17 protein-coding genes and 1 tRNA gene are annotated in these 15,643 nt (G+C 55.5%); 8 read left to right on the top strand and 10 right to left on the bottom strand.

Annotated elements, in window-relative coordinates; all coding sequences use genetic code 11:
- The first annotated feature begins 597 nt into the window (after positions 1–597).
- Complete coding sequence (locus ACQY78_RS10630) at positions 598–1,032, top strand: hypothetical protein (protein WP_428685380.1); 435 nt, start codon at positions 598–600, stop codon at positions 1,030–1,032.
- 375 nt (positions 1,033–1,407) lie between these two features.
- Here the strand turns inward: ACQY78_RS10630 and ACQY78_RS10625 are convergent, their stop codons facing one another.
- Entirely contained in the window at positions 1,408–1,743 is a 336-nt protein-coding gene (locus tag ACQY78_RS10625) for a hypothetical protein (RefSeq protein ID WP_428685378.1), read from the bottom strand.
- Between the two features lie 110 nt (positions 1,744–1,853).
- On the opposite strand from ACQY78_RS10625, the gene ACQY78_RS10620 reads away from it, so the two are divergent.
- The gene (locus tag ACQY78_RS10620) at positions 1,854–2,111 is read left to right on the top strand and encodes a helix-turn-helix domain-containing protein (RefSeq protein WP_428685376.1); all 258 of its coding nucleotides are present in this window, start codon (positions 1,854–1,856) and stop codon (positions 2,109–2,111) included.
- Positions 2,112–2,480: 369 nt separating this feature from the next.
- Here the strand turns inward: ACQY78_RS10620 and ACQY78_RS10615 are convergent, their stop codons facing one another.
- The 4 genes from ACQY78_RS10615 to ACQY78_RS10600 form a co-directional block, all read right to left on the bottom strand.
- Entirely contained in the window at positions 2,481–2,972 is a 492-nt protein-coding gene (locus tag ACQY78_RS10615) for a hypothetical protein (RefSeq protein ID WP_428685374.1), read from the bottom strand.
- Between the two features lie 78 nt (positions 2,973–3,050).
- Positions 3,051–3,602 carry a hypothetical protein gene (locus tag ACQY78_RS10610; protein WP_428685372.1) on the bottom strand — a complete coding sequence of 184 codons (552 nt, stop codon included), beginning with the start codon at positions 3,600–3,602 and terminating at the stop codon, positions 3,051–3,053.
- 346 nt (positions 3,603–3,948) lie between these two features.
- Positions 3,949–4,890: a retron St85 family RNA-directed DNA polymerase gene (locus ACQY78_RS10605; RefSeq protein ID WP_428685370.1), complete on the bottom strand. Its 942-nt coding sequence runs from the start codon at positions 4,888–4,890 to the stop codon at positions 3,949–3,951.
- On the bottom strand, positions 4,887–5,792 hold the full coding sequence (locus tag ACQY78_RS10600) for a retron St85 family effector protein (RefSeq protein ID WP_428685368.1): 906 nt from the start codon (positions 5,790–5,792) through the stop codon (positions 4,887–4,889). Before ACQY78_RS10600 ends, ACQY78_RS10605 begins: the two co-directional genes overlap by 4 nt.
- 500 nt (positions 5,793–6,292) lie before the next feature.
- Here ACQY78_RS10600 and ACQY78_RS10595 point away from each other — a divergent pair, with 500 nt between their 5' ends.
- The gene (locus ACQY78_RS10595; RefSeq protein WP_428685366.1) at positions 6,293–6,526 is read left to right on the top strand and encodes a hypothetical protein; all 234 of its coding nucleotides are present in this window, start codon (positions 6,293–6,295) and stop codon (positions 6,524–6,526) included.
- Positions 6,527–6,614: 88 nt separating this feature from the next.
- Here ACQY78_RS10595 and ACQY78_RS10590 read toward each other — a convergent pair whose 3' ends face one another.
- The 3 genes from ACQY78_RS10590 to ACQY78_RS10580 all read right to left on the bottom strand — a co-directional run bounded on the left by ACQY78_RS10590 (position 6,615) and on the right by ACQY78_RS10580 (position 10,347).
- Positions 6,615–7,607 (bottom strand): hypothetical protein, encoded by a 993-nt coding sequence (locus tag ACQY78_RS10590; protein ID WP_428685364.1) that lies wholly within the window; start codon positions 7,605–7,607, stop codon positions 6,615–6,617.
- 101 nt (positions 7,608–7,708) lie between these two features.
- Entirely contained in the window at positions 7,709–8,761 is a 1,053-nt protein-coding gene (locus ACQY78_RS10585) for a hypothetical protein (RefSeq protein ID WP_428685362.1), read from the bottom strand.
- A 2-nt stretch (positions 8,762–8,763) separates the two neighbouring features.
- The gene (locus ACQY78_RS10580; RefSeq protein WP_428685360.1) at positions 8,764–10,347 is read right to left on the bottom strand and encodes an AAA family ATPase; all 1,584 of its coding nucleotides are present in this window, start codon (positions 10,345–10,347) and stop codon (positions 8,764–8,766) included.
- A gap of 322 nt (positions 10,348–10,669) precedes the next feature.
- Between ACQY78_RS10580 and ACQY78_RS10575 the strand changes: the two genes are divergently transcribed.
- Positions 10,670–11,137 (top strand): hypothetical protein, encoded by a 468-nt coding sequence (locus tag ACQY78_RS10575; protein WP_428685358.1) that lies wholly within the window; start codon positions 10,670–10,672, stop codon positions 11,135–11,137.
- A gap of 84 nt (positions 11,138–11,221) precedes the next feature.
- Here ACQY78_RS10575 and ACQY78_RS10570 read toward each other — a convergent pair whose 3' ends face one another.
- Both ACQY78_RS10570 and ACQY78_RS10565 read right to left on the bottom strand, forming a co-directional pair.
- Positions 11,222–12,202, bottom strand: a complete 981-nt coding sequence (locus ACQY78_RS10570; protein WP_428685356.1) for a site-specific integrase — start codon at positions 12,200–12,202, stop codon at positions 11,222–11,224.
- Positions 12,203–12,272: 70 nt separating this feature from the next.
- Positions 12,273–12,349, bottom strand: a tRNA-Arg gene (locus ACQY78_RS10565).
- Between the two features lie 184 nt (positions 12,350–12,533).
- Here ACQY78_RS10565 and ACQY78_RS10560 point away from each other — a divergent pair.
- Genes ACQY78_RS10560 through ACQY78_RS10545 form a run of 4 tightly spaced genes read left to right on the top strand, consistent with a single transcriptional unit; the run spans position 12,534 to position 15,623 of the window.
- Positions 12,534–12,959, top strand: a complete 426-nt coding sequence (locus ACQY78_RS10560; RefSeq protein ID WP_428685354.1) for an SRPBCC domain-containing protein — start codon at positions 12,534–12,536, stop codon at positions 12,957–12,959.
- A 24-nt stretch (positions 12,960–12,983) separates the two neighbouring features.
- On the top strand, positions 12,984–14,612 hold the full coding sequence (locus tag ACQY78_RS10555) for a UbiD family decarboxylase domain-containing protein (protein WP_428685352.1): 1,629 nt from the start codon (positions 12,984–12,986) through the stop codon (positions 14,610–14,612).
- Positions 14,613–14,622: 10 nt separating this feature from the next.
- On the top strand, positions 14,623–15,246 hold the full coding sequence (locus ACQY78_RS10550) for a UbiX family flavin prenyltransferase (RefSeq protein ID WP_428685350.1): 624 nt from the start codon (positions 14,623–14,625) through the stop codon (positions 15,244–15,246).
- Positions 15,243–15,623 (top strand): copper resistance protein CopC, encoded by a 381-nt coding sequence (locus ACQY78_RS10545; RefSeq protein WP_428685348.1) that lies wholly within the window; start codon positions 15,243–15,245, stop codon positions 15,621–15,623. The genes ACQY78_RS10550 and ACQY78_RS10545 overlap by 4 nt, the downstream gene beginning before the upstream one ends.
- Positions 15,624–15,643: the final 20 nt, after the last annotated feature.

Raw genomic sequence — 15,643 nt, 5'->3', positions numbered from 1 at the left:
GAAAGGATTGGCGGACCCGGCGAGATTCGAACTCACGACCTCTGCCTTCGGAGGGCCATCAAACCTCATTTCATTGAGGCTCAAGTGCCGATCACAAAGGGATTTTGAGGTTCACGAGGGCGCGCTGTCAACGCTCACTGTGACCGATTGTGACAAACTCTGATCTTCGCAATGCAACCGAAGTTGCACCCACGACGCTCGGTCGCGTCCCTCAGTCGCGACGTTCGCGCCCCGACCGGGCCGCATCATCTGATTGAATGATTATCTCTCCTAGTGAGGGAAGGTAGTGCGTCTAGGCTCGGGATACTTAAGAGGAAAGCGGGGGGGGGGGGGGCTTGACGCCAAGGCTAAAGTTTGATACTGTAACAAGGTCAGCGTGATGTGTGGCTGATGGCAATTAGGCCAAGGGTTAGCGCCCCTGGCCATTTTTGCGAGCTGACGGTGAAACCGCAGCTTTAGGCAAGGGCCACGTACTGTATCGGCGGCCCTTTATTGTGGTCATATGGAACTAACATCCCATTGGCTTTGAGCGCCAAGGAGGCGACGTCTCTTCGGCTATGTATACAACCTTAACGTGTAAAGGAGCACTATTTAACAATGACAAACTTCGTATTCAAAACACACAAGAAGAACAGCTACGTAAGGCTCGAAGAGGGCTCCTACCCTCGCGAATACCTCAATCAGATTGAGAATGCGAGAAGTTGCCTAGCCAACGGCAACCTGGGCAACACCAAAAACGTGCGCATAAATCCTAGGTCAGGGCACTATGAAGTGACTATGGGGTATGGCCGACGGAACTGGTGGTTCGAAAACGATCTCATCGGACGTGGAGCGGTCGCTCGTTGCCGAACCAAGGGCGAAGCGATGGAAGTTCTGGATCAGATCTATGCCGAAGCGGAATCGGGAAAGTTTGACGAAGCGCTTGAAGCACTTCGCATTCAACGCCAGGAACACGCTGACCTTATGATCAAGAAGAGAAATGTTTGTGGGTTTCACGACAGCTCTCTGGCTTCACACGGTGCGCCGGAATGAGCCATCGGGAGGAGATCCGTCTAACTTGCGGGAACTGCGGACAGGCGTGGTTAGGCCACCCTGTCCAATACTTCGCCAGGGACGACGATTCATTCAACTGCTCATGCGGCCACCTCCTGAAAGAGTGGAACAGCACCGACAGCTGGCGCTTCACTAGAATTCAATCGGCTGCAGCGCCACCAAGCAAACAATCCGACACGAAAACGCCAGCCTGAAAGGGCTGGCGTTTATTTTTGGCTCGCGATCAACGTTGGCTCGCGACGCTCAGTCGTGACTGTTGCGACAACAAATCCGAGGGTTCACGCAGCCAGATGGCCAGTCGCGACTAACGTAGACCAGACCAAATCTAGGTGCTGCGCTTCTGTTCGCGCAAGCTCAGCGGAACGTGAGTCGTAACCTTTCGATCCGGAGGCAGCTTGCAGAGAACGTCATCCACGTTGTCCCTCGCTTTCCAGGATCGATATCCGGCGTCGCACCGCTGCCAGCGGCTACTGTGTTGCCGTCTCTATCAAGCGCTGTCGCTGCAAAGTTGTAGCTGCGACTTGATGTCGTGGTGTTAATAACGGCCATATTAAGCCGGCATCCATAAGATGTCTGTGCCAGCGAGCCTACGCCACTCCATGTGGACTCTCTCCATTCGAAACTACCGCCGCCAGCAGCACAACCGCTGATAATGGTTGCGGCGGCTACGACCACGCTGACCTTCTTCATTCTCGAATCTCCCCAAGCAAATACTCCAAGCAACTTATCACAAATTATCTACTTTTGGCATAATCCGAAATCAGCATTAGCGCACGGCTCCACTTTCTCGGGGCGCGTAGATGCTCAAGTCAGTTCATACGGCACGTCACAAGCTGTTCTGTGCAAGCTTGAAGCGCGCCCGCAAGGATGGCGGTCTTACGCAGCAGGACGTGGCGAAGAAACTCCATGAGCATCAGTCATTCGTGTCTCGCTATGAAACTGGGGAGAGGCGATTGGACGTTGTGGAGTACTTAGAAATTTGCTCTGTGATCGGCGTTGATCCCTCGGAGCACTTACGTCTTTTAACTTACGAGTGGGCGTCGACGAGGAATAAGTAATTGCGGCTCGCAGAGCGCCAGAGGCGGATAGGCTAGCAGAGGAAAAATATAGAAATGCTGCTAGTCATCCTTATCCAACTGGACCTCTGCCCCGCCCTGCGGGTGCGTTCCGACCGTAGCGGGGGCCGTTGCTAAACCCGCCCATCGGATTGCTTGCGTTGCTGGCCATGCAACATCTGCGCAAAACATCGATTTGTCTGAACGACAACCAGCCCACGGCCCGATACTGCTTCTCGATACTGTCGATCACGGAGCGGACATCACGCTGAAGTCCAGGCTTGCGTATGTTGGCTAGGTAGTGATCGATGCTCTGTCTGACACGATCACTTAACGCTCTAGGGATTTTCTTCTCAGATTTCGCATCGTCGTTCATAGCGGGGCCGGTGAAGTCATCCACCGTCGGGTCGACTCCAGATACAGGTTCTTCAGCTCTACCAACTGATCTTGCGATAGCCACCCGGTCAAGAGTAGCTGCTCCTGAACATGGCCGTGCCACTCCTCTTCCTCCGGCGTGTGTGTTCCGGGCATGGCTAGCAATTCTATAGCCAAGGCGATTTCATCGCCCTGCAGCATACGGCAGGGCTGCCCATCGAGTTCCTGGGCGATGGCTTGGTCTAGAATGTTAATCGGCAAAGGATCTGTTTGGTATCGATCTACCCGCGCGCGATAGAAACATCGCTGCAGAAGCGCTACTTGTGTAGGCCTTATATAGCCGCTGGTTTCGTACTCGGTCTTGGCCGCCCAGACTGCCGTGTCAACGCTGGGCATCAGCTTCTTCCGGTTTAGGAATTTCAGGTAGGCGTCAACAGCCTCTCTCACACCCGGATTTAGCTGGGGTGTTTCTAGTTCTTGGTTACTCATCGTTTGGTCACTTCTGCGGCCGTTGCCGCTAGCGCCTCCTCTGGAGGTTCGCTCTCTTGATGGCAGCGCCATCACTCTCTAATTTCTTACGGTCACACCTAGCTCTTTGAGATGACTCGCCCATCCGCCAGCGGTAGCTAGTACGAGTTTCTCGTACTGCCAGAAGGCAACCTTCGATCCATTTCCAAATCGAGGATGAAGCCGGATTGTGCCGATGTTTGCCTCAACTGCAGCGCGGGCTGCGGCGCAGGAGGCCGGTAGGTGATGGCTGAGATCATCGCTACGGAGATATTCTAGATCAGCTTCAAACAGGTCTAAGGCTGCATCATAGGACACCTCTCTAGAGGCAGAGTCCCAGCCCAAAATGAAGTCTCCCATCCTAGGAAAAATGATGTGCTTAAATCTGAGTCTATCTAACTCGGAAATTTCAAAAGGTTCAGAGAGGTGTTTTAACTTTATTCTCTCTACTGATTCTTCATGAGAATCAGAACATCTCAGATTTCCATTTAGAGAATTCTTGATTCCAACAAGTGTATTAATCTCATGCTTATTCAATCTTAGAATTAAACGACCATCAATGAGTCTAGAAATCTCTCTTAGAATTCTCTGCTTTCGTTCTCTCTTATCCATACTGTCGACATGTCGCTCTCTCTCATAAATTCTTTATGTCCCATAATATCATAGAAATTCAGCAGCTGACCAAAAGTCATTTCTAGAATTGCAGGTTTGAACTCCTAGAAAATTACTTAGGAAGAGATGAGGGCGGCGACCAACGTCCCGTCGTGACACTCGGTCGTGACATCCAGAGACAGAGCAAGATTCTCATTTTCTCCCACCGCCGCGCGAGGCACGGGTAGACTCAATTCGATTGAAAATCGAAGTCCTGCTAACCGCCCCTCTTGGCAGCGGCAGGGAGTGTAGCGGCACTGCATCATCGCGACCCTCGGAGCCGCGCCGGGAACTTTACCTTGCTGGACTAGCTGCTCCCGGAGCTTCTACTGACTTTTCTAATTTGACTAACTATTTCTCCGTAACGCCGCTCCAGACGGGCAACGAATTCAGGCTCGACTACATTTGCAAAGGCCAACTGGCCGGCAGCTTCCCGCAACTCTTCTGTGCTCAACTTGCCTAAGCTGGCATGGTGCACCTTCGATGATATGAGACGCTTGCGATCCCGGCCTAGACTGAGGTTTCCGTCGTTTGTGAGTGTAACCCCCGTGACTGTCCTTCGCCGGCTGGGTGTTATAAACGTCGTCTTGTCATCGTTCACTTGTAGTCTCGGAAATTCGATCTGGCGTACCGCTTTTGCCACTTCAGATACCATGTCACGCAGCATGCCTGCGCGCTGACCTGAGAACGTCAAGTCGTCTGCGTATCGCGTGTAATTTATCTTACGTCTCTCTGCTTCTGCGCTAACGCGGGTGTCGAAATCAAACATCAACACGTTGGAAAGAGCCGGAGAAGATGGCGCGCCAATCGACAGTCTGAGAGCTTTCTTGCCCTTTACTCTTCGAAACAAAATCAACGACGAGATATTGAGATCATCGATCGAAAGGAGATTGTTTTTTTTACAGTAGCGCTCCCAGTCATCGCTTTTAATTGATGGGAAGAAGTCGCGAAAATCCATTTTTAGGATTGGCCCTCCTCCAGCATGAGGAAGTGCATTATCTTTGATAGATAAGCCAGAACGATATGCGCGAGCGGCTGCGTGAACTGGCAACTGGCTAATCAAGCGCGTTACCACGGCTCTTTGCAAAAGCTTGAGTTCCCGTGCTGGCTGCGCGATTTCACGCATTCCACCAGAGCGTTTAGGGATAAAGAAAATCTTGTAACGGCGGGGTGCCGTGTTGATTATCCGAAGCAAGTCGGACACGGGCAGCCCTGTGTCAGCGGATAAAAAGCGTAGGAGCTCGCTCATGACACCCCCGGCGGGACAAGCACGGAGCCTATCGCTTTGAACCGAGTGGTATCGTTCCTTTGCCAGTATTGACGTATCTCCGCGCGCCAACGGAGCTTATCCTGGGGACCTGTTTCGAATTTGTAATCAAGAGCCGCCTCACCTGGCGTTGCTACATAGAAGTTGTTGTTTCCCCTTCGAACCTTTTTTATCCATCCCAATAGCTCCGCGCAGTAGGCATAATTTGCAAGTCGATCAGTCGGAATGCCAAATGAACTCAGGTAGGTCCGAATTTCCCCGATGGTTAGTGCGCCAAATTCCTGACAGAGACCCGTCATAAATAGAATGGCGTGACCGCTATTGGTCGGGTCGAATTTTGACCAAGTAGGTTTCGCTACCAGGCGCTTCTGAACGGCCGGGAGAATCGCACTGGCAAAAGCCGTAACGTCTAGCGTCTCATTTGTTCCAGTTGCAGATATGCCAAGCTCCGCGCGATCCAGTACCAGGATCCACTCTTCTCCGTATTCGTTTTCTAAGAAACGAACGGGACCATTTCTAATGAATGATGAAGCGCTGTAATAGAAATCGTCCAGCACCGCCAGCAGGCTAGGCGCAACAGTGTGTAGCGCAGCAAACGCGCCCAACTCGGCTAGGCTACCGGGACTTTCCGCAAACAAAAGAATGAGGCCGACAATTTGGGCTATGTCGGATTCAAAGCTAAATAGATCTTTGTAGCCTGCGTCCGCTGTAAGAGGCTGCGCCTCCTCGGCCAGAATCACCTTGTACTTGAGAGCACTCGCACGAATAGTTCGGGAAAAGGCGTCGCGTAAGGTGACAGGGACGGGCGAGCTGGCGTCGATGAATCCGCCACAAAGAAACACAACCGTAGTAGGAGCATGAACACGAAAACCATCCCGGTTCATGTTCTTGATTAGATCAGTCGGGTGAAATGAAGCCACTTACCTATGAAGGTGAGGAAGAGGGTGATGTCTTATCGAGCGTAGCGCCCTCGAAGAGGCGATGAGACAGCGCACTCTTCCGCACCGATAAGAGTCTACAATCGATTGAAGTCCGGCGAAGCGCCAGACATACGCTCAATCAGGAACGTACACACGCGTAAATGGCATCCGCATTTTTCTCTGGCGCCGACGCCTTGTCAATGCTCATCGCGAGACACATTCGCATGTGACTGAAATTAATCGAAGCTCGACGACCTGCCATTCGCCCGATCAGCGGGCCACCCGACGATGGCTATGACTGCAGCGACGCCGATGGGGTTGATGCTGGGGGCGGTTTCTTGAGGAGCTCTAGTGGCACAGCGTCTTCCCGGGGCGGCCGGTCGCGGACAAGTTGCTTAATTACTTTCCGGCTTCCCCGGTAGTAGCGACAGAATCGTGAGAATGGCTCAACTATCGAGGCGACGATGAAGGCAAACGATAACAAAATGAGCGAACTACAGCGCATCAAGGCGCTGGAGACCATCATCGCGAAGCTGCGCACGGATCTGGCGCGGGTTGAGGTCATGCACAAGCTGACGCCAACCAACCCTCGCCTGAAAAAGCAGAAGGGTGCTATTGAAAAGGTGCTCTTCCTGGCGCTTGTGGAGATCAGCAAGTTGAGAAAGATGGCTGAAGGCCCTCAGATACCAGCTGACTAATGCCCATTAGCAACTGTGGTGCGTGCACACTACCCTCGCGACGCTCAGTCGCGACCTACGAGTGATTAGCAGGCTAACTGAGATTCGGCTAATTCCTCTCCTGAAGCCTTCCTAGCACTCTCTCAGTCGCGCGCTGGAGATCGTTTGACCAATTTGGTGGGAGGTCAAATACAACAGTCATGGAATGCAGGCCCTCTGGGGCTTCGGTGGTCAACACCCCGGAAAGCCAATTGGGAATTTCCAATATTTTCTGCATGTTTCTACCAGGCAGACTAGCGAACAACTTCTGCAGTTCCTGAAAGTCACTCGGAACCGCCGCGAAGCGCATCGCTTCTTCCCAACTGAGGATTCCCTGACAGGCTTCTGCAATCAATGAACATACTCGATGGATTTCACTCGCTGAACCTGGTTGGCCTGGCGGACCCCAGGCGGCAGCTAGTTCTTCGGAAACCAAACGCGTAAGTGCGGTCGTCTGCTGCTGCATCGCCTCCATTTGAGCGTTAGACCAGGCGAGATAGTCGTCCGACCGAACCACTTGCGGCGGTAGAACATACAGACCTTTTTCAAGCGCCTCCCACCTGCGCACGATGGGGACGAGCGTCGTTCGCAAAAGTTCAGCGGTCAGCTTGTATTCCCAGTAGTCCGGCTTATCGATGATGATTTGCTGAGCGAGATAGCTACAGTTTTCGAAACCGGCCAACATTCGCTGCAGAATTTTCTGACGCATTACTGCGCCAGCCTTACCCAAGCTCTCGGAAATTATTTGTTCGTGAGCCCGACGCCACTCAAAGAGTAGTTCAGCCGGAAATCGAATAGGGTCAGCATCTGCGATCTTATGACAGTTTCGGCAGAGCCAAATGGCATTGGTTATGTCGGAACGCTCAGCAACTGACATTACCGCAGAGTAGCGGGCTGCCCCCGGTCGTGCGCCGTATATGTGCGCCGCTTCCCCGACATTTACCGCCCTTGCTTCCTCCTCTGATGGACCGGCGGTGACGGCGAAACAATCCGGATTTGAGCAATGGCTTCCGGCTCTCTTTGCAATTATCTCGACAGTCTGACGGTTGAAATCCGCAGTCACTAGACCCTCCTGCATCCTGGAGAATTAATACCTGGAGGAAGAGGACTTGTGATTGGTCCTCTTTTGCAGTTCAACGTCTGCGCCGTTGAGACACGTGCTAGCTATGTTAGTTTGGGTGTTCGAGCTAAGCAGAGCCACAACAGCTCCGAAAAGAGACCAGCGAAGCAGTCTCGCCAATTTTTCGTTGCGATAACCTTAACAAGCTCAGAACAAGCCAGATTTGATTGCAAAAGCTGATGAAGCACCTTGTCGCCAAACCCTTCAATCGGCGTCAGCCCCACGTCTAGATTGATCAATTTTGCTCGTTGCTGGACCCAGTCTCTTTCCTTCTTCTTTAGAGCTGCCAGCGTCGGCTCGCTAAGTCCCTTCTTAATGTCAAAGTACATCCAAAATTCCGTTAGCTTATCAATATTCTTCTTGGCTTCCGCCTCAGCAATAGAACGAAGAATTCCAATGGAGGGAGTTCGTTGCGCGGCACTACCAAGCTTCGCCAAAATATCGAGCGGGATGAGATTTTCTGCCTCTCGGCAAGGCAGGATTGCCACATGGAAGTGCGGCCATCCCAATTCAGTTGCGATCTTTGTCAGGCGTTTGATTTTTGCATTCTGCTCTGATCTTGGCGCACTGAGGTCGCTGTCGATAATGGCGCAGACAACTCGACGATCAGTGACCTTGGATTGAAATACTATCGGAAGCCGATCACCTCCCCCGTGAACTAATTCCCAACTGAGAGGTCCATGTCGAAGCGCCTTGCGCAGAGCCTGAAACACCAGGGCGTAAAACCTCCCATCGGTATCAACGTCTTCAACCAATAACGCAGTTCTTTCGAGCAAGTATGGCTTTAGGTCACCGAGAGAGATTTCTATGCGTGGTCCGTTCGAAGCAGCTGGCTGCGGCACTATCGCAACGTAGCGCGACGCTCGCTGAAGCAGCCCGGCGGTTTGTGTATATTCCAGTGCGATTTCGGCGAGCATAGCTCTCTCTGGCGGATGAAATTTCAATTCGGCCGCAAGCCACTCTGTCTCCTTCCGACCTATGACAATTAGGTGGTGACCATAACGATGCGCGCGCAAGAGCTCCTGGACAGCAATCGTCAGCTCATCACGATTAGATGCCGCCAGTTGAAGCGGACTGATATCCAAATGAAAAAGCATCACTAACCTGGCTGAAAGAAGCCATAGGGCCAGTCAATTAGCGCGCCGTTTTCCCCAAAGGTAGCAATGCGAGTATTGGTCCGTCGGGGGTCAGTCTCATCGGGCTCAAATAGAACTATCTGAACGTCTTCAGGAGATAGTTTTTCTTCGCTGACCAACTGCCCTAAGCGATTAACTAAAGTCTCGCTATGTGTCTCAATCAAAAAATGTGTCCGTTGCCGTCTGCCCTCAGGGGCCGCCACAAGTGCGTCAGCTAGAAAAACCTGATGCGCTGGATGCAGATGCAATTCCGGCTGTTCGATTGCCAGAATTGAGATAGCTGCACGCTCAGATCGTGTTCGAATGTCACGGTCCCGATTTGCTGCCCACCAGATTTGCCCCAGGACGGGCAAGATCTGCGAGACACCATAACCAGTGTCAACGATGTTCGTGGTACTTTTACCCTCTACTAGATTGATACTGATATGCCCTTCAGTACGAGAGAGGTCGATCCTGTAACCAAATAGACCTTCAATCCAGTTGGACAATTCGTCCAGCTGGCTTCCTCGAAGAGAGTTGAGAAACATCGCGAAGTTCTTGCCATCGGGATCAATCTCGGAGACCGCCAATTCCTGGTAGCGGTAGTACCGTTCGCTCCTGGCTCGCGCGGGTCCTATGTAAAGGACTTGCCCAATAAGTCTTCTCAACGACGCATTCACAGCTCGCAACATCGGCAAGAATTGAGCGGCCGTATGAATTTTTCGTATTTCGGCGAGCGAGTTTTTAGGGTCCTTTTCGAGAAGTTTGGATATCAGCTTCTTCCACGATCTAACACTCACGCTCTTTAAGTATGTAGTCAGGACCTCCTTGCTAAGAAGAGGGAGGCTAAGAAACTCACCGCACAGTTCGGGGAGCGCGTTCGTCTTACTAAGCCTCTTATCCACCAGCGGAGCGACGGCTGCCGAGAGCCGCGAAGCAAGCTCCCTCACGTCTGGTGGGTAGTACATTTCGATAAATGTACTCGACACTGTCTTCGTTTTCTTATCTGCGGCAATAACATCGGGGAATATCGACCCACGTGGCACAAACAACCTAATGTTCTGGAATAACTCTAAAATGTTAGCGCCATTCCACTTAAGCGCAGAGACTTCGCCGGCCTTAGTCAATTCCAGCGTAAACGCCCCCATTTCCGAGGCGACGCTGACCTTCTGAAGACGGACGTCACTCTCGTCGTCATCCCAAGCAATCGATACTTCGACATCAACGTTCTCTAGCTTGAGGTGATCTCCCGACATCGCATTGGTGTAGCGAAAAAATCTATTGCGGCGCTCTACTTCAACGACGTCCAGGTGAAAGAGAAAACTTATTGGTTCACGCAGGTCATTGTCAGAGACCGCCCCCCGATACGACCCAAAGTCAACAAGATCGCCGAACCATAGAACCGGCGAGCTTGTGCGGGTTTGCACTGATTGACGAAGCAACGGAAGAGCACGAAGAAAAGAACTCTTGCCGCTGCTATTTCTACCAACAAGGATGGTTATGGGAACAATCCCAATTGGCGGCACCGCCTTGAGACGGCGGAAATTGCGCACACCAAATTTGAACATTCGAATTTCTACCAGTCTGCAAGAAGAGAACTATCGCGCGGTTCTGCTACCCGCGCACTATGGCTCTACAACGGCCTCGTGCCAATAGGATGTGCGCTGTACCGACTACCAGTTTCGCGTTCAGATGGCGGGGTACCAACCTGCGGCCTCGAAGACAATCATCCGGCCAAATTCGTGTAACTCTCCATAGGTGAAGATTATCGTCTGTTACACGCCCTGATTTTCCCAGTAGTCGCAAACACGGCGAAGTCATCGGGATCAAGGAAGGCCGGGGCTAGCTGAGCGCTAGAACTTCTGGCTATGCTCTCAATGGGAGGGCCAAATGACCGACGAGCCGAAGAAGGAGAAAAAGCCCGGTATTCCGACTGGGAATGCCGGTGAATACTTCGTAATGGGCGAACTGCTTCGGCGTGGATTCGACGCCCAACTAGCCGACCGTAATACGCAGCACTACGACATTTTGGTTGGCCAGCGCGGGAGTCGCAACTTTAAGCCGATTCAGGTCAAGAGCGTCATGGCCTCGCCCTGGCTCTTGAGCCGGGCGAGCATCTCAGGAGTTAACGGGGACATACTCACCATTTACGTCTTGGTCGGCGATCAAAGGGCGCATAAACCGATTCGATACTTCATGGCCAAGGGCGGGCAAGTCGCAGCATATGCCAAGGGTCCAGAGTCGTGGAAAAATCACACGTCGTTAAATCTTAAAGCGCTAGAGCCGTTCGAGAACCAATGGGATACGGTTCGTGCTTATGCGGAACCGGTACCATCCGGTGTACTGTCAACGGGGTGATTTGGACGGCAAACTTCGGGGGAGCGCAGGACAAATAGATTTCGGACCCCCTGCGAACATTCGGTCGTGACGCTCAGTCGCGACTTACAGGCGTGCCGCGACCGTTTCTGCTCTGAGGTGGGTGTAGCGCATCAGCATGCGCACATCCTTGTGCCCGCTGATCAGCGCCACCTCAGGCACGCTCAGCCCCCTCTCGAAGAAACGACTGATGGCTTCGTGTCTCAGGTCATGAAAGCGGAAGTCAGGCATTCCTGCCCACGCTCGGACCCGTTCCCATGCAAGCATCACAGCATTAGCAGTAACGGGGAAAATCGCCCCCTGTCGGTTGGTGCCCAAGCTGCTGAGCGTCGCCAGCGCGTCCCCTGATAGCGGTATGGTCCTTGGCGTGTCGGTCTTGGTTTCGGGGATCAGCAAGGTTCGGCTAGCCTCGTTGAGGTGATGCCACTCGCACTTGACCAACTCGCCACGCCGCATGCCCGTTTGGAGGGCGAAACGGATCAATGCTCGCATCATCGGGCTGCGGAGCTTCTCTAGAGCAGCGTCCACTCGCCCAGTCTCCGCAGTGCTCAGGCGTCGATTGCGAGGCTTGCCGTGTGCGGGCGGCTTGAGTTCAGCCACCGGATTTGAGGGGATCGGGAGAGCCCATTCTTGGCGAGCTAGCCGAAACATATGCCTGAATAGCGCCATTTCCTTTCGTACCGTCGCGGATGCGACCTCGGTCAGTCGCTGGTCACGATAGGCGGCGAACTTGTCTGGCGTGGCTGCGACCAGCGACAGCCGCGCCAAGCTTGTCCTGCGGAGGCACTTGATGCGGGCCGTTTCGTATGTGGCCCCGCGTTTGAGGACCGTCACAGTCCCCAAATACCGTTCTAAAAGATTGTCTACCGTGAGGGTGCGCAAGGGGCGGGTGTCGACCACCGCGTCACCCCGGTCCATTCCTGCTTCAACAGTGCGCGCCCATGCGAGGGCATCGGCCCGCAGAATAAATGTTCTAGAAAGGGCAGGCTGTCCTTGCCGTCGGACCTGTATCTGCCACTTGCCTTTACGTTTACGAAGGGTCGCCATCGATCCAGTCCCACTGTGACACCAGTGTGACCGACCCCTGTTTCCAGTGGCCTCAACGCCCATAAAGCGATGGCGGACCCGGCGAGATTCGAACTCACGACCTCTGCCTTCGGAGGGCAGCGCTCTATCCAGCTGAGCTACGGGTCCGGCGCGGCGGAACATACCGGAGGGACCACCGCGGCGCAATGCGAGGCCTCGAAGGACCGAAAGTCGGTAGTCGACATGCCGGCGGCTCAAGGTTGAACGCTTCATCCCCACTGTTAAGGTCGCCTTCACAAAGGCTGCCTACGCTATTCCCGCGTTGCAGATAAGGTTTTCGGGAGGTCCAACCGTGTCCGATCACGCTCTTCGTCACGCCGTCAACATCAAGGCGGATGCCGCCAAGGTCCACGCCGCCCTCACGACTTTGGAGGGGCTCAAGGGCTGGACCATGGCCGAGGTCTCAGGCGGCGCGGGCGTGGGGAGCCAGTGGACCCTGAAATATGCCGATGGGCCGACCTTCGTCTGGGAAGTGGCGTCGGAGGGCGCCGACACGGTCGTCTGGAAATGCGTCGACGGGCCGGGCGATGCCGCCGGCACCAGCGTCTCGTTCCATCTCGGCCAGACGCCGCACGGACGGGTCCATCTCGCCTTCGCCCATTCCGGATGGCCGCATCAGAAGGGCAACTTCGAGAAGTGCAACGCCCTCTGGGGTATGATGCTGCATCACCTCAGGGCCTTCGCCGAGCACGGACAGACCGCACCGGCCTATTCCTGATTTCCTCTTCATTCGGGTCAGACAATGCAGCAATCCCTTTCCGACTTTGTCGACGCGATGGACAAAGCGGGCTTCCTCGTGCGCATCACCGACGAGGTGCGCGTCGACCAGGTTCCCAAGCTCATGGAAGCCAACCCGACCAAGGCTGTGCTGATCGAGAAGATCAAGGACACCGAATTCTCGGTTCTGGCCAACGCCTATTCCAACCAGGAGATGTTCGCCTGGGCCATGGGCTGCGACAAGACGCGGACCGGCCTCGAGATGGTGGCGCGCTCCAAGGGCCGCGTGAAGTGGGAGACGGTGACGACGGCGCCCTGCAAGGAAGTGATCCTGAAGGGCGACGATGTGGACCTGACCCGCCTGCCGCTGTTCCTGCATCACGATCGCGACGGCCACGCCTACACCAACGACAATCTCTTCATCAGCAAGCATCCCGATACCGGTGTCTACGACTGGGGCATCTACCGCTCGATGTTCCGGACGAAGAACGAGAAGTCGGTCGACATGACCTGCACTTCGCACCGCCAGCGCATCCACGCGATGGCGGCGGCCGCGAAGGGGCAGAACCTCGAGGTCGCGATCGTCCTGGGCGGTCCGACCATCGACAAGATCTCGGCGCTGGTCGGCGTCACCACCGACACCGACGATTTCGAGGTGCTGGGCGCCTTCTATGGCGAGCCGGCCAAGATGATCAAATGCGAGACGATCGACGTGATGGTCCCGGCCAATGCCGAGATCGTGCTCGAATGCGAGCTGATGGCGCTCGAAGGCCTTGTCTACGACGAGGGCCCGTACGGCGAGTTCACCGGCATGTACGGCGGCGGCATCAAGCACAATTATCGCCTCAAGGTGAAGGCGATGACCTACCGCAAGGGCGGCATCTTCCAGCATTGCACGATCGGCGGGCTGCATCCCTGGTACACCGACAACATGTTGCAGCTGCCGGCGATCGAGGCCGACCTGTTCAACGGGCTGAAGCAGGGGGGCATCGACGTGCGCGAGGTGCGCTGTCCGCTGGGCGGCCTGTCCAACATCGCCTATGCCAAGATCCATCCACTGGGCGCCGGCGATTCCAAGCAGGCGCTGGGTATCATGCTGACCTGTTCCAAGCAGGGCCTGCCGAAGATCGCCATGGTGTTCGACACCGACGTCGACATCTGGGACGACCAGGCCGTGCTGGCCGCCATGGCCTACCGTTACATGCCGGACAAGGACACGGTGCGGCTCGACGGGCTCAACACCATGACCGTCGATCCCAAGAGCACGACGCTCGGCATCTCCTCCAAGATCGGCATGGACTGCACGGTGCCGCTGGGACCGGAATGGAACCCCAACGAGTTCGTGCGCAGCACCGTCACCGATCTGGGCGATCCGCCGGCCGGGATGAAGATCATGTCGGAAGACGAGCTGACCAAGGACATGGAGGCGTTCATCCGCGCCGCGCCGCGTGCCTGGCACGACATCCTGAAGCAGTATCACGGCCAACCCTATCCGGTGCTCTACCGGGCGTTTGGCAACCTGCGGCACAGGCTCGGCCGCAGCAACGATCCGCCGTGGTACCGCTACACGCTCTCCGACACACCGTTCTCGTGGGAGGCGAAGCCTGCGCCGCTGAACCACTCGGACCCGCGCCACATCAAGACCAGCGGCTGAGGCACCTCAAATGGCAGCGAGCGAACCCGTGCGGCGCATGGTGGTCGGCATTACCGGCGCGTCGGGAACGGTCTATGGCATCCGCGTGCTCGAGGCGCTGCGGGCGCTGAAGATCGAGAGCCATCTCGTGATCTCCAAGGCGGGCGACCAGACGCGCTCGCTCGAAACCGACGTCTCGGCCGCGGAACTGCGGGCGCTGGCCGACAAGGTCTATGCGCCCGGTGATATCGCGGCTTCGATCTCGAGCGGCTCGTTCCAGACGATGGGCATGATCGTGGCACCCTGCTCGGTGCGCACCCTGAGCGAGATCGCGACGGGGGTGACCTCGGGCCTCGTCTCCCGCGCCGCCGACGTCTGCCTGAAAGAGCGGCGGCGGGTCGTGCTGATGTTCCGCGAGACGCCACTGCATGCCGGCCACATCAAGAGCATGCTGGCCGTCACCGAGATGGGCGCCATCGTCGCGGTGCCGTCGCCGGCCTTCTACACGCGGCCCAAAACCGTCGACGAGATCGTGACGCATTCCGTCGCGCGCGTGCTCGACCTGTTCGGTCTCGACACCAAGACCTTCCCGCGATGGAGCGGTCCCTCGGGCGTGGAGAAGCCGACCATCGCCAAACGCAGGAGTGGCAAATGATGTTGCGACGCCTGACGATCGCTGCCCTGCTGCTGGGGATGGGCTCGGTTTCTGCAGGGTATGCCCAGCAGCCGTCGGACGACGTCCACGTGGTCGAGTCGACACCGGCGGCCCATGCCCGGATCGGCCTCAAGAGCAGCGCCTTCTTCGTGCGCTTCGACCGGCCGGTCGATCACATCAAGTCGACCCTGGTCATCAAGCAGGGCGACAAGGTGGTCGAGCGCCTGCACCCGCGTCTGGAATCGGCCCCGGAAGTGCTGTTCGCTGCTGCGCCGACTCTGCCGCCCGGCAATTACGTGCTGCACTGGGCGGTGATCACGGTGCAGGGAACGAAGGCCAAAGAGGGCGACATCCCCTTCCAGGTCTCCGACCAGTAGGCACGGCGTGCCGCCCGTCC

Origin of the sequence: Reyranella sp. (genome assembly GCF_965279625.1) — a bacterium.
Lineage (GTDB): Bacteria > Pseudomonadota > Alphaproteobacteria > Reyranellales > Reyranellaceae > Reyranella.
This window is presented reverse-complemented; position numbering and strand designations above follow the sequence as displayed.